The organism is Spiroplasma endosymbiont of Atherix ibis, from assembly GCF_964020005.1.
Lineage (GTDB): Bacteria > Bacillota_I > Bacilli_A > Mycoplasmatales > Mycoplasmataceae > Spiroplasma_A.
Genome location: NZ_OZ026474.1, coordinates 512,416 through 537,504, shown reverse-complemented (window position 1 = coordinate 537,504; position 25,089 = coordinate 512,416). Strand labels below are relative to the sequence as shown.

19 protein-coding genes are annotated in these 25,089 nt (G+C 22.6%); 1 reads left to right on the top strand and 18 read right to left on the bottom strand.

Annotated features, from left to right (window positions below; translation table 4 throughout):
* Window positions 1-21 precede the first annotated feature (21 nt).
* The 11 genes from AACK92_RS02915 to AACK92_RS02865 all read right to left on the bottom strand — a co-directional run bounded on the left by AACK92_RS02915 (window position 22) and on the right by AACK92_RS02865 (window position 12,249).
* The gene (locus AACK92_RS02915; protein WP_339021739.1) at window positions 22-1,614 is read right to left on the bottom strand and encodes a hypothetical protein; all 1,593 of its coding nucleotides are present in this window, start codon (window positions 1,612-1,614) and stop codon (window positions 22-24) included.
* Window positions 1,615-1,650: 36 nt separating this feature from the next.
* Complete coding sequence (locus AACK92_RS02910) at window positions 1,651-1,830, bottom strand: lipoprotein (protein WP_339021737.1); 180 nt, start codon at window positions 1,828-1,830, stop codon at window positions 1,651-1,653.
* A gap of 57 nt (window positions 1,831-1,887) precedes the next feature.
* Window positions 1,888-2,223 (bottom strand): integrase core domain-containing protein, encoded by a 336-nt coding sequence (locus AACK92_RS02905; protein ID WP_339021753.1) that lies wholly within the window; start codon window positions 2,221-2,223, stop codon window positions 1,888-1,890.
* Between the two features lie 29 nt (window positions 2,224-2,252).
* On the bottom strand, window positions 2,253-2,675 hold the full coding sequence (locus AACK92_RS02900; RefSeq protein WP_339021735.1) for a hypothetical protein: 423 nt from the start codon (window positions 2,673-2,675) through the stop codon (window positions 2,253-2,255).
* Between the two features lie 305 nt (window positions 2,676-2,980).
* Window positions 2,981-3,913, bottom strand: coding sequence for a carbamate kinase (gene arcC, locus AACK92_RS02895; RefSeq protein WP_339021733.1), 933 nt, complete (start codon window positions 3,911-3,913; stop codon window positions 2,981-2,983).
* A 17-nt stretch (window positions 3,914-3,930) separates the two neighbouring features.
* A complete protein-coding gene (locus tag AACK92_RS02890) occupies window positions 3,931-5,403 on the bottom strand; it encodes a YfcC family protein (RefSeq protein WP_339021731.1) in 1,473 nt (490 codons plus the stop codon).
* A gap of 43 nt (window positions 5,404-5,446) precedes the next feature.
* Window positions 5,447-6,442 (bottom strand): ornithine carbamoyltransferase, encoded by a 996-nt coding sequence (gene argF, locus AACK92_RS02885; RefSeq protein WP_339021752.1) that lies wholly within the window; start codon window positions 6,440-6,442, stop codon window positions 5,447-5,449.
* A gap of 28 nt (window positions 6,443-6,470) precedes the next feature.
* Window positions 6,471-7,649 carry an arginine deiminase gene (locus AACK92_RS02880; protein WP_339021729.1) on the bottom strand — a complete coding sequence of 393 codons (1,179 nt, stop codon included), beginning with the start codon at window positions 7,647-7,649 and terminating at the stop codon, window positions 6,471-6,473.
* A 648-nt stretch (window positions 7,650-8,297) separates the two neighbouring features.
* Window positions 8,298-10,157, bottom strand: a complete 1,860-nt coding sequence (locus tag AACK92_RS02875) for a hypothetical protein (RefSeq protein WP_339021727.1) — start codon at window positions 10,155-10,157, stop codon at window positions 8,298-8,300.
* An 803-nt stretch (window positions 10,158-10,960) separates the two neighbouring features.
* Complete coding sequence (locus tag AACK92_RS02870; protein ID WP_339021725.1) at window positions 10,961-11,128, bottom strand: hypothetical protein; 168 nt, start codon at window positions 11,126-11,128, stop codon at window positions 10,961-10,963.
* Window positions 11,129-11,796: 668 nt separating this feature from the next.
* Complete coding sequence (locus AACK92_RS02865; protein WP_339021723.1) at window positions 11,797-12,249, bottom strand: dual specificity protein phosphatase family protein; 453 nt, start codon at window positions 12,247-12,249, stop codon at window positions 11,797-11,799.
* Window positions 12,250-13,063: 814 nt separating this feature from the next.
* Between AACK92_RS02865 and AACK92_RS02860 the strand changes: the two genes are divergently transcribed.
* Entirely contained in the window at window positions 13,064-14,071 is a 1,008-nt protein-coding gene (locus tag AACK92_RS02860; RefSeq protein WP_339021721.1) for an alpha/beta hydrolase, read from the top strand.
* A 102-nt stretch (window positions 14,072-14,173) separates the two neighbouring features.
* Here the strand turns inward: AACK92_RS02860 and AACK92_RS02855 are convergent, their stop codons facing one another.
* From AACK92_RS02855 to AACK92_RS02825, 7 genes are all read right to left on the bottom strand, one after another.
* Window positions 14,174-15,232, bottom strand: coding sequence for a hypothetical protein (locus tag AACK92_RS02855; protein WP_339021720.1), 1,059 nt, complete (start codon window positions 15,230-15,232; stop codon window positions 14,174-14,176).
* Between the two features lie 278 nt (window positions 15,233-15,510).
* Window positions 15,511-15,747 carry a S1 RNA-binding domain-containing protein gene (locus AACK92_RS02850; protein ID WP_339021719.1) on the bottom strand — a complete coding sequence of 79 codons (237 nt, stop codon included), beginning with the start codon at window positions 15,745-15,747 and terminating at the stop codon, window positions 15,511-15,513.
* Window positions 15,748-16,015: 268 nt separating this feature from the next.
* Window positions 16,016-17,545: a hypothetical protein gene (locus tag AACK92_RS02845; protein WP_339021718.1), complete on the bottom strand. Its 1,530-nt coding sequence runs from the start codon at window positions 17,543-17,545 to the stop codon at window positions 16,016-16,018.
* A 159-nt stretch (window positions 17,546-17,704) separates the two neighbouring features.
* A complete protein-coding gene (locus AACK92_RS02840) occupies window positions 17,705-18,076 on the bottom strand; it encodes a hypothetical protein (protein WP_339021716.1) in 372 nt (123 codons plus the stop codon).
* Window positions 18,077-18,091: 15 nt separating this feature from the next.
* A complete protein-coding gene (locus tag AACK92_RS02835) occupies window positions 18,092-22,654 on the bottom strand; it encodes an ABC transporter permease (RefSeq protein WP_339021714.1) in 4,563 nt (1,520 codons plus the stop codon).
* 257 nt (window positions 22,655-22,911) lie between these two features.
* Window positions 22,912-23,580, bottom strand: a complete 669-nt coding sequence (locus tag AACK92_RS02830; protein ID WP_339021712.1) for a hypothetical protein — start codon at window positions 23,578-23,580, stop codon at window positions 22,912-22,914.
* A gap of 2 nt (window positions 23,581-23,582) precedes the next feature.
* On the bottom strand, window positions 23,583-25,052 hold the full coding sequence (locus tag AACK92_RS02825) for a hypothetical protein (protein ID WP_339021710.1): 1,470 nt from the start codon (window positions 25,050-25,052) through the stop codon (window positions 23,583-23,585).
* Between the last annotated feature and the right edge of the window lie 37 nt (window positions 25,053-25,089).

Here is a 25,089-nt window from a genome sequence, read left to right as displayed (position 1 = left end):
AAATACTAATAATTAATTCTTTTAAAATAATTTTTTTTCTTCTTTATTATTTTCTAAATAAATATTGATTTTTACTATTCCAAATAAATCAAATCTCATATAATTAAGATTTTTAAAAAAACCTTTATTATCATTTTTATCAGATGAAATAAAAATAGTAGGTTTGATACTAGTATCTTTGCTAGAAAATCAATTTATTAATCTATTACTATGTATTAATTTTTTATCTTTTACATCAAATGAATATAAGATATTTGAACTTTTAAAAATTTTTTTTGATATATCCAGTAAATTTAATTTTTTATCTGATTGCTCAAAATAATAATTAGTAAACAAACTAAACTCAGGTTCTAAATTATTTATAATATCTCAATTTTCTCTGCTAAAATTGTAACCTGCTCATAATTTTTCATTGATATTATTAACAGGATAATAAAATTTTAATTTAAATTTTTTATCAATATCTTCATATGTGGAAGGATTAAAAAGTGTTTTGTAAATACCAAACAATTTCAATGATAAATCTATAAAAGCTTTATTAGTAACAAGATTATCTTTTCCATTCATTGAATAAGAAATCGCCAACTTAAAATCAGGCAACTTATGCTGATAAGAACTTCCCCCTGCTACTCCAATTCCAATAACAGGAGCAACAAAATCAGCATAACCCATAGCCACACCTAAGTCATAATACTTAGTTTTTTGATATTCTCCTACTTCAGTTTGACTTAAAAACCCATTTAAAAAATTATCCTGAGCAACTCTATATTTTTTCTTATTTTTTTCTAAAGTCAATAAATTAAATACATCATTTTTTAAATTTCTTGATATTACTTTTTCATCTCCTAAAAAAATTTTTGATATAATTTCCTTACTATCAATTTCTTTCAATTTTAAAACATTTTGTTCACCCAAGTTATTCATAATCAAATACTCTTTATTCTTTTCTAAAAAATTATCTGACTTATAAATACTTGTCTTAGAATAAGCAATCTCCAAGTTAGAAAACTGTGGCTTAAAATATTTATCATTAATAGTTTTTAATAAAGCTTTTTGAAATCCTTTATTTCCATCATAATATTTTTTCAATTGAGCATTTGAATTTACAAAAGCTTCATAATCTTCTTTACTTCACTTAAAATTAACATACTCTTTTGCTTCTAATGAAATAAACATATCCTTTGCAATATTTTTATACATTACATCTCCAAAATCTTTAAATGCCTTACTTTCAGTTGAAGTATACTTCAATGCTCCAAATTGTTTAAACTTCTCAACATCATTAAGCCCTTTATAGTTAGTCACAATATTATAATCCACTACCACATTACCTATATAAGTTCCCTCAACCACTTCTCCTGAATTTATTTCAAAATTATCATTAAAAAGCAACTCAACATGTTCAAAAAGTGAATCCACCTCATCTAAAATAACTTTATACTTGTTTAGTTTTTTTAACTTATTTAGTTTTTCTGTTAATAATTTTACTTTAAACAACTTCTCAACATCATTTGTGAATTGTTTCTTTTCTTCAATTGTCAATTTATCTTTATTCTCTGGTATTGAATAATATTGAATATTTGATTTAACTAAAAATTCATAATCATTATTCATATCTTCTAAAGTAATTAAATTACTTGCAACCTCTTTTTAATAATGCTCTGATCATATTTTTGCCACATCCTGTTCAAAATTTTGAATAACCTCAGTTAATTCATCTTTTGGTTTTGAACCTTCCTTATCTTCTTTTTTTGTACCACACACAACAACACTAACAGCTGATGAAGCAACAACCCCTACTGTTGCCAATACACCTAATAACTTTTTCATATTTTCCTCCTTTTTTAAAGGAAGGTTCCCCCTATAGATGGAACGTTTTTTTTTTTTTTATCATTTTTTATTTATTCTAATTCTATCATTATTATAAAAATCTAATCATGCTCATGCTATTTTTAAGCATTGATTGATGTTTTCAATATGACATGTTCTTATAGTTTCATCTTTTAAACGACTATGAAAACTTTCATGCTTGCCATTATGATGAGGTGTTCCTGGTTTTGAATAACTTCTAATGATTTGCAAATCATTACATAAATTTATGTAGTTTTCAGAAGTATATTGATTTCCATTATCTGAATGTAATAATATTGGACCTAAATATTTTTTATTTTTATATGCCATTTTTACAGCTTCAAGCACAAAATTTGTTTTTTGATTATCTATTCTTTTAGATTTTCCTATTATTTCTCCAGTTAAATTATCTTGAACTGTGCAAATAAGCCTTTTTTTATTTTAACTGAAAATTGATTTATGTCACTAGTTCAAATGTTTTCAAATCCCATTTCTTTTGCTTCTTTAAGGTAATTTTTTCTAATAGTTTCTTTATATTTTTTAATTTCATGTTTAGTTTGTTTCTTAATATAATATGCAATATGATTAAATTTTTTAAATATACGTTCTAATTTTTTGTGATTTATCCTAAAAGGGTCAATATAATTCAATTTAAAATATAAAGATCATCTTTTAGCACTATAAGCACTAAGAAAATTATTTTTTTCAATTTCTGAAATCACTAAATTCATAATTCTTGTATCATTGAGTAAATTCATTAAAGTTTTATTTTCTTTATATGTTGATGTTCTATTGATAGAAGGTTCCCCTATTTTAGGAGACACTTTTATACAATAATAGAAAGGAAAAAATATATAGCTAAAAAAGAACAAAATTTAAAAAATGAATTAAGTAAGAATTATTAATATTATAAATTATTAATTCTTAATTCTTAATTTTTTTTACTATTTCAAATAAATCAAATCTTAAATAATTAAGATTTCTAAAAAATTGGATTATTACTTTTGCCAAAATAATAAATGTATTATACAAAAAAAGACTGCTTTTATAAGCAACCTTATTTAATTCTAATTTTAAATTGAATAAGCTCTTAGTTAAGATAAAAAGAAATTTTATATTATTTAAAAGTTTATTTTTTAATAATAGTTCCAGATTTACCTTCAATTACATTTTTTGTCTCTAAAAGTGAGCCTATTATTGCTTGATTACCACTATTTTTTACAAATTCCATTGCAGCTTCAACTTTAGGTAACATACTTCCTGGAGCAAAATGATGTTCACTAATATATTTTTCAAGTTCATTTAAAGTAACTGAATCAAGTTCACTTTGATTTTCCTTACCATAGTTTATAAGAACTTTATTAACTGCTGTAAGAATAATTAATTTATCTGCTTCAATTATTTCTGCTATTTTAGCAGCTGCAAAATCTTTGTCAATTACAGACGCAACTCCTTGCAATTGATTGTTTTGCTCAATTACAGGAATTCCACCCCCCCCTGCTGAAATAACACAAACATTTTTTTCTAAAAGAAATTTAATTATATCTTTTTCAACTATATCAATTGGTTTTGGTGAAGCTACAACTCTTCTATATCCTCTACCTGCATCTTCAACCATATTTCAATTATTTTTTTCTTTAAGTTTTAAAGCAACATCTTTTTCATAAAAATCACCAATTGGTTTTGTTGGATTTTGAAAAGCACTATCTTGTTTGCTAACTTTGGTTTGAGTAACCAAAGTTATAACATTGTTTGTACTCATTTTTCTTTTTTCAAATTCATTTTTAATAGCATTTTGTAAATGATAACCAATATATCCTTGACTCATACTTCCACATTCTGGAAAATCAACAAGTGGAGATTTTTTATCATAAGTGTTTGCAATATTAAAAGCTTGATTTATCATTCCAACTTGAGGTCCATTACCGTGAACAATAATTAATTTATGTCCTACACTAATTAAATCTACTAAATTCTTAGCTGTTTCTTTAACTATTTCTTTTTGCTCATTTGGCGTATTTCCTAAAGCATTTCCCCCAAGAGCAACAACAATTTTTAACATAATTTTTTTCTCCATTTCTAAAATATATTTGATGACATAAATGATCCAATAATTAACAATAAACAACAAATTAATGTAATTGCTAAAATAAATTTTCATACTTCTTTTAAGAAGCTTGCATAATCTATTTTGGCAATTCCTAAAGCTCCCATTACAACTCCACTAGTTGGAGTAAATAAATTTATTACTCCACTTGCAAAACTAAATGCAAGAACACTACCTGAACCAGCTCCAATTGTTATTGCTAATGGTCCTCAAATTGGAAATATAGCCGCTGCAAATCCACTTGTTGAAGGAATTAAAAAAGATAAAGGTAAGAATAAAATAAATGATATTAAAATGAATAAAGTTTTATTCATATTTTTCATTACACTTGAAAGTCCATTTACAAATAGAATTTCAATACCTGATTTTTTCATTACAACTCCAACACCAGCTGCAGTTGCAATTACAAGACACACTCCTAACATATCTTTTGTACCAACTATAATTTGTTCAACATAGTTTTTTTCACCTTTTCAATTAATTGCCCCTATTATTAAAGAACTTACAAAGAAAAACAAAGCGACTTCAGGTAAATATCCCATTCCAAATCCAGGAATAAGAGCAGTAAGATATGGAATATTTTTATTCATTCATTTACCAGCTGACTCAAATTTATTTCCTCCTAAAATTGAGTCTCAAGCTACTAAATATAAAACCATAATTATAAAAGTAATTAAAAATACAATTAAAGTTGCAATTCTTCTTTTGTTAAATTTAATTTCCTCAACACTTTCTCCTAAAAAAAATACTTTATCTTCTTGCAATGTTGAAAATGTCACTGATTTATTTGGATTTTTTTTAGTTCTAATTGCATATCACATTACATATAAAATGGCAAATAAAGTAATAAAGATTCAACTTATTCATCTTCAAGCCATACCTTCTCCACTTGAAATTTTACCCCCAGTTGCATCAGTGGCAGCTGCAATAACAAATGGATTAACTGTAGAAGATATCACACCTGCACCTGCACCAAACAATACTATTAACAAACCTGTAAATTTATCATATCCCGATGACAATATTAAAGGAATTATAATTAGATAAAATCCCAGGGACTCTTCTGCCATTCCATATGTTGAACCACAAAAGCTAAAGAATAACATTAGAATTGGAATTAATCAAATAGCTTTATTACCTAATTTTTTAGATACTGACTGTGTAAAAGCTTCTAAAGCTTTTGTTTCTAAAACTACATTTATAAATCCTCCTAAAACTAATATAAAAATTATTATTTCAGCTTTAGAGAGAAATCCTTGAATAATTGAATAAAATATATCCAATATACCTAAAGCTTGTACATTATAACTTTCTTTATTAACTTCATAACTTACACCACTTCATTTTAAAATTCAAGATAAAATAACAAAGAATGTAATTATAAAGAAAAGAATAGTAAAAGCTGTTGGTAGTTGAAATTTCTTTTTTTCTTTTATTTTTTTCATAATACTCCTTTCACAAATTTAATATTATTAAATTAGTATTTTTTTAAAGTCCAATCATTGCAACCATTATCGCTTTAATAGAATGAAGTCTATTTTCTGCTTCTTCAAAAGCTCATGATTTTTTTGATTCAAAAACTTCATTTGTAACTTCCATTTCAGTTAAACCATATTTTTCATGAATTTTTTTACCAATATCTGTATTTAAATCATGATATGAAGGTAGACAGTGCATAAATATAGCATCTTTATTTGCTAATTTAAACAATTCCATATTAACTTGATATGGTTTTAATAATTTTATTCTTTCTTCTCAAACAGATTCTGGTTCTCCCATTGAAACTCATATATCTGTATAAATAACATCTGCTCCTACAACAGCTTTTTTAATATCTTCTTCAAATTCAATTACAGCTCCTGTTTCTTTTGCAATTTCTTTACAAGTTTTAATTAAATCTTGATCTGGTCATAATTGTTTTGGTGCAGCTGCTGTAAATGAAACTCCTAGTTTAGCACAACAAGCCATTAATGAGTTACCCATATTGTTTCTGGCATCACCACAAAAAACAAGTTTTTTATCTTTTAAAGTTCCAAATTTTTCAATAATTGTCATAAAATCAGCAATCATTTGTGATGGATGAAATTTATCTGACAAACCATTAAATACAGGAACTCCAGCATATTTTGCAAGTTCAACTACATCATCATGACTGTTACATCTAAATTCAATAGCATCATACATTCTTCCTAAAACACGAGCAGTATCTGAAATTGATTCTTTAATTCCCATTTGTGATCCATCAGAACCAATATATGTGACACCTGCTCCTTGATCCATTGCTGCTACTTCAAAAGCACATCTTGTTCTAGTACTTGTTTTTTGAAATAAAAGACATATGTTTTTACCTTTTAATCTTTGAATTTCATTACCAGCATATTTGGCTCTTTTTAAATCTCTTGCTAAATCAAGTAAGTATTCTATTTCTCTTCTAGAAAAATCTAATACAGTTAGCAAACTTCTTCCTCTTAAATTTATCATTATTAAAATTCCTCATTTCTTTTTATTATTTTTAATTTCTTACAATAGGCATAGACATACATCTTGGTCCACCTCTACCTCTTGATAATTCACTACTTGGTATTTTTAAAACTTTCACTTTTGCTTTTTCTAAAAGTTCAATTGTTGCTCAATTTCTTTCATAAGCAATAACAACTCCAGGAGCAATTGCTAAAACATTTGTTCCATCATTTCATTGTTCTCTTCCTGCTGCAATTGAATCATCTCCACCACATTTTATTAATTGAATTTTTTTACCTGTTATATCTTCTAAAAATTTCACTAAGCTCTCTTTGATTTCTCTTTCACCATTTTGTGATATTTCAATTATTTTAAAATTATTAATATCATCAAAAATTAAAGGGTGAACAATAAATTTATCATAGTCAATATTTGTAAAGACTGTATCAAGGTGCATATAGCTTCTTGTTTTTGGCAAATCTATAGCAATTATTTTTTTAAATGATGTATTTTCAAAAAGTTTATTAGAAAGTAATCTAACAGCATCAATACTAGTTCTTTGAGAAATACCTATAATTAAAGTTTCTTTATTTAAAACTAAAACATCTCCACCCTCAATTGGAAATTGATTATTTCTATCATAGAATATTTCAATTTTGTTTTTAAAATCTTTATGATTTTTAAAAACAAAATCTGCAAATATTGTTTCTCTATTTCTTGTAACACTTCACATTTTATTTAAAAATATTCCATTTCCTACAGAAGCAAATGGATCTCTTTGAAATAATAAATTTGGAAGTGGATCTGATATAAATGGATAATCACTTCTATCTTTTGAATCTAAATCAATTTTTTTAGTACCTCCTATCATTTCATTTACCATATCTAAATTAGACATACTTAATAAAAATTCTTTATATCTAGTCCTTCATTCTTTTTCAATTTTTGCTTCATCAATAAATTGATTTACAAATTTTTCCTTTAAATCAGGATTTTGATCTAAAGCTTCTTGTACAAGTTTTTCAATATAAAAAACTTGTACTTTATTATTTTTAAGAACTTCAGCAAATTTATCATGTTCCTTTTGAGCAACCTTTAAAAAAGGTATATCATCAAATAACAATCTTTCAAGTAAATCAGGGGTTAAATTTTCTATTTCTTTACCAGGTCTATGGATTAAAACAGATTCTAAAGGTTCTATTTCTGAGTACACATTAATTTTATTTTTCATATATTTTCCTCCTTAAATTTTTACTTTTGATATTGATTTATAAGTTAAGTTGTAAAAAGTTTAATTAAATTCAAATGTTAAATATAATTTTTAGATTAAAAATTTGAATATTAACTATAAATTAAAATTTATTAGCTATGATTTAAAAATTAAAATCTTAATTTATATAAAAAAGGAATTTTTTCCATTTTTATAACTATTTTACAAAAATATTTTACAAAAAAAAAAAAAAAAAGCAATAAAAAAACTAATAAATTATAAGAAGGTTCCCCCATTTTAGGAGACACTTTTATATAATAATAGAAAGGAAAAAATATATGACTAAAAAAGACAAAAGTTTAGAAAATGAACTCAAAAAAATGAATTAAGTTTGAATTGTTATTCTCTAAAGGAATTTGCAATAAAATTTAACTCAACTACTGGAACAATAATTAACAAATATAAAAAAATATTATCTAACTGATTTTATTAAATAAGATAAATAATATAACTCAAGAAAATTTCAAAATAGTTTTTAAATATAGAATAAAAAATAAGTAAGCATTTTATAAAACAAAATTATATAAATAAAAATAGCTGAAAATACAGCTATTCACTTTAACTTTCTTTATTAAAAATTAATGTTATTTAAACTTTTTTAAATAACATTTAAATAAATTTAAAAAATATTTTTGTTTTTTGCTCTTCTTTTAACTTAAATAATTTCTCATAATTAAAATTAACTGCTAAATATCCCAATTTAAATGTAATAGAATCTGACTCTCTACTTTTGCTTCCACTAATTGCAGGTATTAACTTTAGCCCATCACTTTCTAATTTATAATCTAGTATATTATTTTTTATTCCATTATTACTTGAATTTTTATAATTAAAAAAATTATTAATAGAATTATCAAATATATAAAAATTATCATTAATCTTATCTATTGTATTTCATAACTTAGATTGCTCAAATATTTTTTTAGCTTTTGTATTTTCTATTTGATCATTTACAAAACGATGAAACATATGTGAAACAGCTCCACTATCAGAACTTTTAAATTTATTCTTTTTTATACTTTCTATTATTTCTTTATTTCCAATATTCATTAAATAATTATCATCAGAATTAAAATCTGGATATTTATATTTTTTATCTATGCCATAAACTTTGTGAAAATTACTAATTAATTCTTTTAAAGTATAGTCATTAATTAAATCATATTTTTTTTGTAAATTTGATGTAACAATATATGTAAATAAAAAATTAAAACTTGGTAATTCATGTTTATATTCATTTTCTCCACTACCTATTATAATAGAAAGATTTTTAACATTAACTTCAAAAATAGCATCTGCTTCAATATAGGCACTAGATTGATTAATTTTTTCTAATTGATATTTTGTAAATTTTCTAGTTTTTAGATAATTATCTTTAAATAATAAAAATTCTTTATTTCATTGATCTATATTTTTATCATTAAAATACAAATTTTTTAATGTTCTTTTACTTTCTTCATTTTCTGAACTTATTCTAAAAATAGTGTTAAAAATTTTTTCTGAACTTGAAATATTATTAAAAGTAGTAAACTTAGTTGCATCTTTTAGTTCAAATATTTTAGCTAAAGTAACTTTTCTTTTTGTTGAAACTTCTAAACTTTTATTTTTAGAAAAATCCATATTTAGATTTAAAAAATCTTTAAAATAATTATTTTTAATAAAATTAACTATTTTAAGCTTATTTTTACTTTGATTATAAAATTTATCTCCATACTCATGTCTAGTAATTAAATCTGAGTATCCCATATATATTTGTTCTTGCTCTTTTTTAACTTGTTTTCATTCTATATTTGAAAATTCTTTCATTTCATCTGATAATAAAATATCTTTTTCAATATTTTTAATTAAATTATCTAAAGATACTTTAAAAGTTTTACTTTCTGTTGAAGTATATTTGAATGTATCTTTAATTTCATATTTTTCTATATCATTAATGCCTTTATAATTTACAGTTATTTTATAATCATTAATAAAATTTCCAATGTAAGCATGTGTATTTATTACTCCAGATCTTATTTTAAAATTATTATCAAATATAGTTTGAAATCCATCATAAACTGATTCAACTTCATCTAAAATAATTTTATATTCATTAACTTTTTTTAACTCATTTAATTTCTGTTTTAATAAATCAAATTTTAAAATTTTACTTTCATCATTATTGATTTCATTTTTATTTTTTTGAGTTATATTAGCTTCTTTATTAGAAAATTTTAAAATATTATCTTTTTTAATAAATAAATAATTTTTCTCATTTTCTTCCAAACCAATAAGATTTTGTAGAACTTCATTTTTAATATGTTCACTATAAATTTTCTCTACATCTTTTTGAAATTCCTTAACTATTTGAGTAATATCTTTTGTTGGTTCTATTGGTTTTGAATTAGGTTTTGTAACACATGCAACTAGACTTGTAGTTGTTGAAGCAACAAAACCTAGTGTTGCCAATACACTTAATAAGTTTTTCATATTTTCTTCATCTTTCTAAAAAATTTTATAAAATAAATAAACAATTCAAATTACTATATAATTGTATATAAAAAAAAAAAAAAATCAAGTTTAAGTATATAAAAGTTGTGGGAAATATTAAGGGGGTGATGGCCATATTAATTAATTTGAATTAATCAAATTTAAACCATATTCAAGTAAATATTTAAAAACTGCAAATTTCGAGTTTTTTATTTTACAAAAATATTAACATAAATAATTTAAAAAAACTAAATAAATTTCTTTTTTTACCGAAAAATGAAGTTTTTGGTAACAGGATAAGGAATACTATCACTTTTTTTGGAAAACCCTTTATTAAAGGGTTTTTTACCAAAAAAAATGCTAGCATTCGCAATTTTTGTGCTAGCATAAATACTAGCTCAAAAAGAACTTGGAGGCCAAGTTTGCAGTTTAATAGATTTTAAAAATTTAATGTATTAATTTTCTAATTAGTTCATTATATGAAGATTTTTTAGAATCCAAAATAGGAATTTTAGCTAATTTTAAATTTCGTTTTACAAAATTAATTCCACAGTTGCTAATAATAATCCAAGTACTAAGTCAATAAAAAACTTATCAATTTTAATAGAACTTCTAAGCGTTAATGGTAAGAGTGCTAGAAAAAATAAACAAAAACCAATTACTAATCCAAATGTATAACCAATTCTTTGTATAATTCCTCTTCTTGAATTAATTAAAATTAAGTTAAGAATTAAAATAATATAAAATATTAAAAAAACTTTTACAACTTTTCAACCAAATTTATTAATAGTATCTAAGCTAGATTAACTTATTTGTTGTAATCATGTACCTAGTTCTCTTAAAGATTTATATCCTTTTAACATTAATGATTTTAATGAAATCATAAAAATACCTAATACCATAATTGATATTAAATTTATTAATAATAAATATACACTCACATTTGATCATGTTTTTGAAACTCTAATCATAATTTCTCATTAATTATTTAAATAACTATATATAACCTTTAAAAGTATAACACTTTAAAACAACACGAGAATAAAAAAAGTCCAGAGATATAACTCTGGACTAAAACTATTTAAGGGTAAAATAATTTTAAATTTAACAACTTGAATTGTTCTAGGTACTTATTTGCTTTTTTCAAAGCTCTTTTACAAGTAGCATTAACTTGTAAGTTTCCTGATCCCACCCTTACACCCTTTACTTTTTAAAAGTAACTGGAAACTTGGAGATTTTATATTTAATATAAGTTAATAAAATCAATACCTTTAATTAACTATTTTTTTTATTCCCTATTTTCTAAAATTACATTTTTATTATCTTCGTAAGTTAATTTACAACTTCTTACAAATATTATTATCAATTATTAATAAAAATAATCAATGATAATATGCTAACATAAAATTGTTTTTATTTTTTTATATTTCTTTTAAGTTTTGAAAAAATTAGTTTTTTTTTTTTTTTGGTATATTTAATACTATTTAAATTTATTAAATTCTTTAAACTTTAGAAACTCTCTTATATTTTTTAAATTAAACTAATATTTTATTTATTCTCGAATTAATTCAAATTATTATAGTGCTTAATTAATATATTATTTTTGACTTCCTTGTTTTAAAACTTTAATTTTAAAATACTAGTTTTCAAAATTATATGGAAAATTTAATTTTAAAAAGATTTTTCATCCTGGATTTGGTGAATGATTAGGATATATTTTTCAATATTCCTTTTGTGCTTGTTCATAATTATCTGCTTTTATTATATTATTTCTAACTAAATACATAAATACTATACTTGCACTTCTATTAACTCCTCAAATACAATGAACATAAATTTTTTTATCTTTAATATTAGTTTCAATTTGTTGAATTGCATCAAGTATTAAATTTTTATCCATATCTTCTAAATATGGATAATCTTCAAAATTATATAGTATTCTCTTTTTTTCATTTTGTATAAGCTTATTTAAACCTTTTTTTGGACTTTGATCTTGAAAAATCTCTTGAGCACAACTTAAAATTAAATCAGAATCTTTTGGAACTGAATGCATATCTCCCAAATATAAATTATCTACTATTTTTCTACTCATATCATATCTCCTTTTTAGATTAATTTTTCTAAAAACCATTAAAAATTCTTCTTCATTATCTATAAATAAACAATCATACTCTATAATACTTTGATTTAAATTTTTATATTTTAAAATATTTACAAATATAAAATTGATTTCATCAATTACTTCGTGTAAAAAACAATTGATCAGTATTATAAATTTGTTTTTAATTAAATTAATCCTAATTTACTTGATTTTTATAAACATAAATTAATTAATTCTTCAGTTTTATAATTTTCTTTACTTTTTATATCACAATAACATGTCATGTTATTTTAATAAGATTATATTTAGTTTCTTTAAAAAATAACATTATTTTCCTCTTTTATTATAATAAAAAACTAGCTAAAAGCTAGTTTAAATATTATATATTTTAATCTTAAATTAATAAATTAATACTATTTTAAGATTAATCTAAGTAAAAAAATATAATCTTTATGTATTAAGCTTATTTATAATTAAAAATCAATATCATATTATTTTATAAAACAAAAAAAACAAAATAATATAATATTTTAATCTAATACTTCAAAAAAATATCGGTTATTTTTTCAAATCCCAAGTTCCAAGATCAATCAGTTTTTAAATTCAAAGTTATTTTATTCCCACCTTTAAATTAAAAGGCTCTTTTATTTTAACAATAAGAAAGAAAAAAAATGTAATTTTGAGCAAAATACAAATTATTTTAATAAATAAAAATATATTTTATTTATTTTATAAATAATTTTAGTGAAAAAAAATAGAAATTTAATTTATAATTGTTTAGAGTAATTTAAAAGGAATGATAACAATGAATTACAAAAAAAGTCTAAAAAAGTTAAAAAAATATTACTATAATTGATTTAATTTAACTCTAATGATACTTTTATTCCCTTTAGTTTTAATTTTATCAATGTTTTGTGCAATTATCTTTGTACCTTACTTATTTAAATACCCTAGAAAAGGCTTATATAAAGGTGTTGTAGAATTTAATACTTATGAACATCTACTTTATGATTTGAAAATTAAAAAAATAAGTAATTTTAATATAAAAAAAGAACAGATAAGAGATTTTAAGATAGGATCACTTAAACAAGAAATAAGTGCTTTAATGGTTAGAAATAAAAACAGTAAAAAATGAGTTATTGGTCTTCATGGATTTAAACGAAATAAATACATGGGTTTAAGAGGAATTTATCACTTTTATGATCAAGGTTATAATTTAGTTACTTTTGATGCTTTTGCACACGGTTTAACCTATGGAAAATACTCTGATTTTGGTTTAAACAACTCAAAAGTATTAAATGAAGTTATTAGTTGAGTCAAAAAAAGTTTTGATGTTGAAGAAATTGGTGTATTTGGCACAAGTATGGGAGCAACTAGTGCTCTTTGTTTTGCAAAAAAATATTATGAATTAAATAAGATTGATTGATTGATTGCAGACTGTCCCTTTGCTCAAGCAGTTCCCCAAATTAGATTCTTTTTAAAAAAATACATGAAACTTCCTTGATGACTAATGTCTTTAGGAATTAACTATAATTTTAGAAGATATGCAAAAAAAAGTATTAAAGAAGTTAACTTATTGTTAGGTTTTGAAAATATTGGAGATTTAAAAGTCCTATTTATTCATGGTAAAAAAGATGATTTTATAATGTATCAAAATTCAGTTGCTATGTATCATTTAAAGTTAATGACAGAAGACATTAAATTAAGTAAATTAAAATTATATGATAATGCAAAGCATTCAAGTAGTATGCACAAAAATATTGAAAATTATATAGAAACTACTATTAGCTTTGCTCAAAATTTACAAATATAATAAAATAAACATAATTAAAACACAGGTTATATATAACCTGTGTTTTAATTTTTTTAAATTATTTTATTATTATAAAACTTATTTATTTTTTATATGCATATATTATTTTTCAATCTCTTGAATAAAGTTATTAATTTCTCTTGTTGTTAAGAACGCATTTGGATCTTCATCTACATCTCTATAGATTATTTCAGTTTTCTTAGCTCTTAGTTCTTTAATTTCTGTTCTTAATTTTTCAACTTCTTGATTATTTTCAAAATCAATAGTTTTTTGATCTTCTAAGTCTTCTTCTAATTTTCTAATTTTTGCTTTTAAAGCTCTTTTTTCTTCTGAATTCAATTCATAACTTTCATCTTCTTGATTTCTTAAAGTCTCTTCTAATTTCTTAATTTTAGCTTTTAAAGCTTCTTGTTCTTCAGAAGTAGCTTCTAACTCTCTTATTTTTTGTTTTAACATTATTTTTTCTTCTGAACTTAATTCATCTCTTATATTTTCTTGAGTTTTAAGAGTTTCTTCCAATTTTTTAATTTTTGCTTTATATGCTTCTAAATCCTCTAAATCCTCTTCCAATTTTTTAATTTTTGCTTTTAAAGCTTTTTTTTCTTCTTCTGCAGTTTCATCACTTAAATGTTCTTGATTTTTTAAAGCTTCTTCTAATTTCTTAATTTTAACTTCTAAAGCTTCCTGATCTTTTAAACTATTTTCTTCTTGTTGTTGCTTGTTTTTTTCATTTAAAGAAGTTTCTAATTCTTGAAGTTTGGCTTTTCAAAAATCATTATTATTATTATTATTATCTACTTTTTTATTTTTTTGATTATTGAAATCTTTTATATTATCCATTTGATTAATTATTGGATTATTTTTAATGCCATTTTCATAAGTCATTTCATCTGGTTTTAGATACATATTTTTATTTGGAATTGGTAAATTAAAGTTTCTTACTTTTTCTGCATAATTCTCATAAGGCAATAAATTACTTATATTATTAACTAGTGAACAGTTATTTAATCTCATAGGAGGAAGATAATTATTTATAGAACCTTGATAGTTCAAAAATGACGCTACTTGTTGAGATTCAACAAGTGTCATAAACTTATATATAACATTCATAAATCTATCTACAACATAAAAAACTCGCCCATTTGAAAAAACATAATACATATTTTTGCCCCCTCTTACACTTTAAAAGAATAATCATTTATAAATGTACTAATAAATTATATACATTTATAAAAATCTTTCAATATAATAATACACAAAATTTTAAAAAAATTCAATGGTTTTAAGCTAAATACAAAAACTTCTCTTTTAAAAGAGAAGTTTTTTTTATAAATTATTCTTAAAAAAATATTTTAATAAACATTTAGCAATTTAACATAAAGACATTTGTAATAATAATACTAAAACTTCTACCTCTAATTAAAATGACAGCTATATTATTATTTTGATACTCTTTTTAATGATAATTTAGCTTGTTCTTTGCTTTCATCAGTTGAAATTACATAACCTTCCATTTGTTGACCTACAGTTACATAATCAGCTACATTAGTAACATAAGCGTCAGCAATTTCAGATATATGAATTAAACCTTTGTAGATTTTTCCATCAATTTCAGCATCACAGAATGCCCCAAAATCAACTATTTTAGTAATAGTAACGTTTACAATTGTTCCCATATTAAATTCTCCTTACTCAATTAATTATAAACTATTTTTATAATTTATAAGTTTTTTTAAATAAAAAAATGAAATATTTTTATAATCTGTACATCTTCATAAAAATATAATTTTTATAAGTATCAAAAAATAATCATTTATTAACTTTTATGATAAAAGAACAATTTTAAAATGGTCTTTCTCTTCATTAATTATGTATTTATTCAATTTAATTATCTATAAGTTATAAAAAGCCCCATCATTAAGGACTTTTTATAACTTGCCTATATTATTTGTTTTGATCTGAAAAAATAATATCAAAAGTTAAATCTTTTTTTGTTAAATATTCAAAACTATTATTTTGAGTATTAACTTTTACTAGAAATTGAGCATCTACTACTTTTAACTTAAAGCTATTATAAATTTCAAAAGTTCTAGAATTTATTCCTCTAATAATAGAAGTTCAATCTTTTGTTTCTGGAGAATAAAACTGAAATACAAATTTAGCTGTTTTAAATGTTACTTCTGAATTATCTAAATATTTTTTATCAACTCCAATTTCATTAATTAATGTTCCAGGAAATTTATTTATTATTTTTTGCATAGAAACTTCAGGTAAAAATGAATTAATTGCTCCATTTAACTTATCTGTAATTGTTGATTTTATTAACGGAATTGCTGCTTTAACTATTGGTTTTGCAATTGGAGAAAGATCCATTCTTTCAACAATTGCTTCTAAATAAATATCAGAATCTTCAAAAAATTTAATATTTAAATTTGGACTTAAGAATAATTCATCCAATTCTATAAAACTTTTTCCTTTAAAATCAAATAATCTATTAATAATTTTTAAAACCATTTCTCCAGGTACTACTTTAATATCTTGTAATACTTCATATAAATTATCATCAAAAACCTTTTTTGTTCCTTCAATTGGAATAGTCAAATCTAAATTTAAATGTATATATAAATTTAAGTTTTCAGTTTTTCTGCGATTTTTATTATAATCTAACATTAAATTAAATAATAATGAATCAATACCACTTTTAGCATTACTTGCGCTTAAATGATCTGGATTATTTTTTTCATTTATTTTTAATAAATTCGGATCCATATCTGCTATTAACTCTTTTAATAACATATAAACTAAATTATGACTTCCACCAAATTCAGGATCATAAGTTTTAGGATTTAGGAATTTGGCAAATATATGAACAATATTAGGTGATACATTTGCTAATAAATCTCCTAAAAAAAGCTTTTTATTTTGACCTTTTGAACCAATTTTAGCACTCATTTTCATTTTTAAACCACCACCTAAATCTTGATCCATTCCTATACTGTCTGGGTCAAAATTAAAAATATCAAATATATTTGTATCTAATAATTGTGATATTTTTATAAAAGTTTCTGGTTTTGTATCTGTTGCAGGTATTTTAATATTGTCTTGCACACCCATTACTTTTAAAGCTTCTCCAAGTACTTCAAAAAGATCTTTAAAATTTTTTCTAAAATTTTTATCAAATTCATTGTAAATATATTGACCATTTAAATCATCTGGATTTGCATCAGCTAATTCTTGAACATTCAAATTAACAATTTTTTTAATTGAATTTAAAAGAGTTGACATTCAATCAGATGAACTTTGACTTGATGAAGAACTATAAGAATTTGTAATATTTAATAATGATATAAAAGTATAAATTGTTCCTAAAGTTATTTTTAAAGGTATTCCCATTCCTGATAAATCAGCAAGTGGAATATCAATTTTTTTAGATTTATAATCTCCTACATTTGCATAACTGTTTGTTTGTAACATATTAACTAAATTTTCTATAACCTCATATTCAGGAATAGTTCAATCAAATACTTTTGTATAAATTTCTTTATCTAAGTAATTTAATCTTAAAAAAGCTTGACCATCAATTAACGAAGCATTCTCACCAAAATTAATTCCATCATTTCCTATTCCCTTTAATTAAGGAAGAGAAAATGAATTATTAGAATCAATTGTAATTGTAAAACCTTTCTCACTTATATTAGCTTGTTTTTTTAAATTATTGACTAATTCTTTTATTATTGTTTCATTTGAATCAAAGTTACTTTTTTGCACTTTATTTGTAGTGCTTTTAACTGACACATTTACAATAACTTTTTTAGAAACTATATTTTCTAATTTTTTTATAATTTGATCAGGTCCATTAACTATAAACTCACCTTTATTTTCATCTTGAGATTTATTTTGATCAAATATACTCTCATAATCGTTTTTATTTGTACAACTTATAACTGAAAGTTCTGAAACAGAAGTTAAAGTCATACATGACAATACTGTAAGTAATTTTTTCATTTTTTATTATCCTTTCTAACTGCTAATTGCCAACGAATCAACTGCTATTATTTTTGAAAATTGTTTATATGAAATTAATATAGTTATTAAATACATCACTATTAGAATTGAGAAAACAGCAAAAGGATCTCATCCTAAAAATTGATAATGAATTGCAAATGAATAATTAGAAGAAATATATTTCATTACTCTCCCTATTGCAAATCACGCTGTAATAAATCCAAATATAAACATTACAAAAATTGGCAGTATATAGATACTTATAATCTGACACATAATATATTTATCAGAGTATCCCAAAATTTTCATTGTAGCAATAAATTGAGTATTTTCTCCAATAATTAACACAGTAGTTATAATAATTATAGAAATTGAAATAATTAAAGCAATTACTGTTACTAAATAAATTATGACTCCTATAATTGCTTGAACTTGATCTAGTAATTGTCTTTTAAATTTCAATGAATCAAGTTTTTTTAATCCATTTTCACCATAACCTTGAATATAAGTTATTTTAGAAGTTCCAGTTTCATCAGTTTCTAAATTAGATTTACCCATCATACCAACTGTTCCATAATCACCAAATGGTTGAGTTCTAGAAGTATTTATAATTTGATCTTTATAATCATCTTTTATTGAATATTTGTAATTAAATATTGGATATTCATTTTCAAATAACTGTCACAAATATTTTGAAGCATACTTAAATCCATTTGGATTATCATAATAATCTGATAATTTTAAAAACATATTAATGTATTCATCATAAGGATTATCTGCTCCAGTAATAAATTTGTCACTCTCTTCACTTGTTCATTTAACCAATAAGAAATTGTTATAATAGCTTACAAATTTTTCTCATTGATTTTTGTTAATTTTATCCATAATACTTTCATCATAGAAATTTTTTAAAGCTTTTCCATCTCTTCACTCATTTAAAAAGAAATTATTAAAGAAATATTTTTTAACTTTATCATAATCTAAAATTTTATTAGCACTATCATTTGAAACTCAAGCTTTTGAATCTCCATAATTTTGAGTAATACCTACAATAATAAATTTTTGATTTTTTCCTGTTTGAGCTTTTTTAATTTCAGAGTTATCAGCTGCTTTTTGAATATCTGTTTTTTGAGATATTCCTGCTAAAGTATTAGAAGCTACATTGTATCCATTTATTTTAGCCACTGATATTGTCGATTCAGAATCTCAACTTCTATTTGAATCATTATAGGAAAAATAATTTTTTTTATGTTCAGAAATATAATCATTTGAAGTTTGAGTTGCATAATTATATTTTGATTTAATTCCCATTTCAACATTTTCTAAACTAATTGCTTTATTTTCTTTATCAACTAATTCTTTTTTTAAAACTGATATATCTATTACATCTTTTGCATTTAAATTTAATTTCTCTGCAATAGTTGCATTAACAACTATTGGAGTATATTGTTTATATTCATCTGTTAATCTTTTAAATAAATTTTGACTTAAATCATTTCCTTTTTTATCTAAAAGATCTACTGCTTTTGAACCTTTATTAATTCCATAAATTTTAATATTTTGTAATTTACTATTTGAAAAATAAGTTCCATTTATCATTGTTCCCAATTCATCTATTTGTTTATTGTAAGGAACAATATTTGTTGTAATATTATAATTTGTTCCTTCCAATAGTGCTTTTTTAATACTTTGTTGAGCAACACTATTTGCTTGCTGATAAGTGGCTTCAGTTAACATGGTTCCTATTTTAGATTCAAAGTTTATTCAATATCATAAAATTAGATTTGTATTAAAAGTTTTAAACTCTTCTTCAGTTCAATTAACATTTTCTAAACTAATTGCTTTATTTTCTTTATCAACTAATTCTTTTTTTAAAACTGATATATCTATTACATCTTTTGCATTTAAATTTAATTTCTCTGCAATAGTTGCATTAACAACTATTGGAGTATATTGTTTATATTCATCTGTTAATCTTTTAAATAAATTTTGACTTAAATCATTTCCTTTTTTATCTAAAAGATCTACTGCTTTTGAACCTTTATTAATTCCATAAATTTTAATATTTTGTAATTTACTATTTGAAAAATAAGTTCCATTTATCATTGTTCCCAATTCATCTATTTGTTTATTGTAAGGAACAATATTTGTTGTAATATTATAATTTGTTCCTTCCAATAGTGCTTTTTTAATACTTTGTTGAGCAACACTATTTGCTTGCTGATAAGTGGCTTCAGTTAACATGGTTCCTATTTTAGATTCAAAGTTTATTCAATATCATAAAATTAGATTTGTATTAAAAGTTTTAAACTCTTCTTCAGTTCAATTAACATTTTCTAAACTAATTGCTTTATTTTCTTTATCAACTAATTCTTTTTTTAAAACTGATATATCTATTACATCTTTTGCATTTAAATTTAATTTCTCTGCAATAGTTGCATTAACAACTATTGGAGTATATTGTTTATATTCATCTGTTAATCTTTTAAATAAATTTTGACTTAAATCATTTCCTTTTTTATCTAAAAGATCTACTGCTTTTGAACCTTTATTAATTCCATAAATTTTAATATTTTGTAATTTACTATTTGAAAAATAAGTTCCATTTATCATTGTTCCCAATTCATCTATTTGTTTATTGTAAGGAACAATATTTGTTGTAATATTATAATTTGTTCCTTCCAATAGTGCTTTTTTAATACTTTGTTGAGCAACACTATTTGCTTGCTGATAAGTGGCTTCAGTTAACATGGTTCCTATTTTAGATTCAAAGTTTATTCAATATCATAAAATTAGATTTGTATTAAAAGTTTTAAACTCTTCTTCAGTTCAATTAACATTTTCTAAATCAATTGAATTAATATCTTTTTCTTTAAAAAAAACTTTTTTATTTTCCATTTCAAAATTTTTTTCTGCAAATTCTAAAACCATTGAGTTTCATTTTGCATTTGAATCTGATGAGTTTTTATCATATCCATAAAATAATCTATTATTTCCTTTTGTAGCTAATTTAAAAGGAGTTTTTACATTTTGTTCAGAATAAATACTGTTAGTTGAAGTTTCAAATAATTGATTGTCAAAATTAATTTTTTTGATTTCTTCAACATTTAATTTATTTTGACTCTCATTTAAATATTTTTTAGTAATATTTAATGGCAAAGCATTTACATATTTTTTATAAAAGTTTTGAAGTTCTTTTGATATCTCTACAACATTTTCTTTATTGTCATCAATACTTTGTTTAATTGATTTTATTGCTATTTTTTCAACACCATCAACTAAGTTAGCATAGTCAGTTCATTGATCAATAATTGAAGCTATTGCATCATAAAGAACTCCTTGTGTATCTCTAGAAGGAATAGTTACTTCATCTAATTTTTTTAAATATTCTAAAGACATATTTTTTCAATTACTATAATTATTCTTCGCTATTTCTTTGTATAAATCAAAATTAGAACTAATATCATTGCTTATTAAATCTTTAATTATTTTTTCTGTATCATAAATATATTCTGTTTTAGAAGCATTCGATTTTAAAGGATAAGATGTTATATACTTTTGTTTTGAATTTGTAGCTTCTGAAATATCTGTTACTTTGTTTTCTTGATTATAAGTTCAATTATCTTTTTTATTAGGATTATAAGTTTTTAAAAATGTTGAATGATTATTTGAAATTGGTTCATTAAATTCAACTACATCATTATAATTTAAACCTGTAAAGTTTGAAGTTTTATTTTTTTGTAAAACTATTGGAACTATTACAGATGATGAAATTAAACTTATTGAAACAAACAGTGTTGCAAAAGTTGCAAGAATTTTTCCTGTTGAACTCATCAATAAAGCTGAATGTAATTTTATTGTTGGATTTGAATTTTTGAAAAGATATTTAAATCCTCTTCCAACTTTTGTATTTGTTTTTGCAAGATTACCTGCTAATAATTTTAATGCACTTTCTTTAATAACAAGATAGGCTATTAATAAAGTTAAAGACATTATTATAAATAATACAAATGTAAATATTAAAATAGATTCGCCTATTACTGGATTAAATTTTAAAAAGTGAATATTAAAATATGTAGCAAATAAATTTACAATTTGATTTTGAAGTAACAATGTAAGAATATAGGCAAAGATAAAACCAAATAAACTTATAACTATTGAAGGTGATATAAAGAACATTAAAAGTGAAAAGTCAGAATATCCCAAAGATTTAAATGTTCCAAGTTTTGCTCTTGTCTCTTCAATTTGTTTTTTAATTATTAAAATAATAATAAAGAAACTTATTAGTACTAGAAGTATTAATAAAAAAGCTGAAAACATTCAATAAACTCAGATTACTTGTCTATAAGTTGCAGTTCTAAAATAATATTTGTACTCTGCATCTCTTAAAGAATAAAACAGTTTAGCATTTTTAATATTTAAATTTCCATAATTAATTCATTCTTGATTAAAAGCTCTTAAATAATACTCTGAATTATTACTTTTGCTTTTAAATTTTCCTGAAAAATAGACTTCTCTATCTTTTTCAGATTCTGGGTTTAATTTACTGCTTGCAAAATTATAAAGATAAAGTTGCATTTTACTTCCTTGCTCAGATTTAATATTTACTTTATTTAAACCAAAAATTGAAGGAGCAACATAGACTACTAAGTTTCTTTTAGTAGAAGGAATTAGTGAATTAATCTCTGTAACAGGATAGACAAAATCAGCTTAAGCTCCAAATCCTATTACTTGAAATCAAACTTGATCTTTATATTCACTTGTTTCAATTCTCAATTTTGAATCATTAATACTTACATTATTTCCAAAAGATAAATTATTAATATTATTTTTTACTAATAGTTCATTTCCATAAATATCACTTGTAAGTCTAATAATATCTCCTCTTTTAATATTATTTTTTTAGCAAAACTTGATTGAATAATAACTTCTCTTGGAGCTAGTTTAATATCAGAAGAAAAATATTTATCTTTTGTTTCATCTTCTAAAATAATTTTGTCTACCATTACTTTTTCTTCTTTTGTCTCTTCAAATTTCTCATCTACAATAGAAGTTTTTGTTATAGCTTTAATATTTAAATCTTTATTATTTAACTTGACACTTAAAAAAGTTCTTCCCTCTGTTCTAGATCAGTTAAAATAACTATCTCCTGTTACAACACCTTGTGAGTTTTTTATTCCCTTTCTAGATAAAGAATTTATTAAATATTGAGAATATAAATCTTGATTTGAGAATTTATCAATATCTTCTCCCCCAATTCAATTATGCTCATCAAAAGAAATTCTTGCAGAGTTTGCTTCATCAACTATAAAGTCATGTTGAACAGATTTATTTAATAAATCAGTATAACTTTTATCGACTCTATTTTGTACAACAAATATTGACATACCTGTAAATAAAGCAACTGTTACTAAAAAACTTAAAACCAATAAATGTCCTAAATTTTTTATATTTGTTTTAAAACCTGATTTTATTATTAAAAGCATCTTACTTTTCTTTTTCATTATTATAAGACCTCGATACTATTAATAATAATTGATCATGATGATTGAAATGAACTGCACCCTGATCATGTTTCAAGTTTAGAAGATATTTTTATTTTTATTACAATATAATCAATTGAATTGGCACTTATTTTGCTAATTGAGTAATAAAAATTACTTATAAAACTTATATTTTGACTTGATCCACAAAAGAAACCACTTTTAAATGAAACAGGAATAGAAGTAGAATCTCTAAGAGATTTTTCTCCAGATTGACTTGCTTGTGAAAGATCATAAGAAATATTAATATTTTCTTTATCATATTTTTTTAAATCTGCTGCTGAAACAGCTGATTTTGCTGACATTTTTTTAGCTTTTGTTGATAAGTTAAAATTAATATTGGTTTTACCAGCATTTATTAAACTTTCATAACTATCTGGAATTGCATAGCGCAATTCAAAAGTAGAGTTATCTGGAGTTTGATACATTGTTGGTACATCTTGTTTTGAATCAAAAGACTCTCCTGTTAAGTTTCCATTAACTGCATTTTTAAAATCAAAATCATTTATTTTCTTAAACATTGTTTCATAAATTATTTTTACTTCACCAAAATAATTTAATGATTTTTCTTTTGCTTTTAAATCTATACTTGTATAAGTAGGTTTAGAAAAATAAACACTATTTTCATTAAAGTTTGTTCCATTTTTATCTTTAATTTTTTGAATTATATCTGAAGTCTTAATTCAATAAATTTTTCCTAAATTTTTTGTTATTATTAAAGACGAAATATTTTCTCTTTTAATATTAAATTTCAAATTTGCAATACCATTATAATTTTTAATTTGTAATTCAAATTTTACATCTTTAATTAACATATCATTTAATCCAAATTCTCCTATTTGAACTTTACTAATAGTAAAATCTGAATTAGGTAATTTTTTTAATAAAGGATTAGAATTTTTAATAGCTTCAACAATTAGTTGATCTCTTTTTTCAGTTTCTTCACTATAATTTGAAATATTTCCAATACTTTTTTCATTTACAATAACATTTATATCATCAATTTGAAAAGTTAAATTAAATCTATTAGCTAAATTTGGATTTGAAATAATAGCTGAATTTAAATCAAAATCTATTTTAGAACTATTTACCTGACTGTATTGTGCAAAAATAGGATTTAACTCTTTTACTTTTGATAAAATTGCATTTTTATTAAGTTGATTTAAAATACCTAAATTTGTATTTTTAATTAAAACTGCTATATCACTAACATTATAAGCAACAATTAAAGTATTTCCTTCTTGGAAATTTACAATTTGATTATTATGTTTTATTGATATAGTTGCATTTTCTGGAGTTTGTTTTGATGTTTCTGAAATTACTATTTGATATTGTTGATTAGATAAAAATGAACAATCTTTATTTATTTCTAAAATTTTATTTGAAATTCATAAAGAACTAATATCACTTGTTCCTCCTAAATCTGTGTTCATAAAAATTCCATCAAGTGAAATTGATTCATAAGTTAAA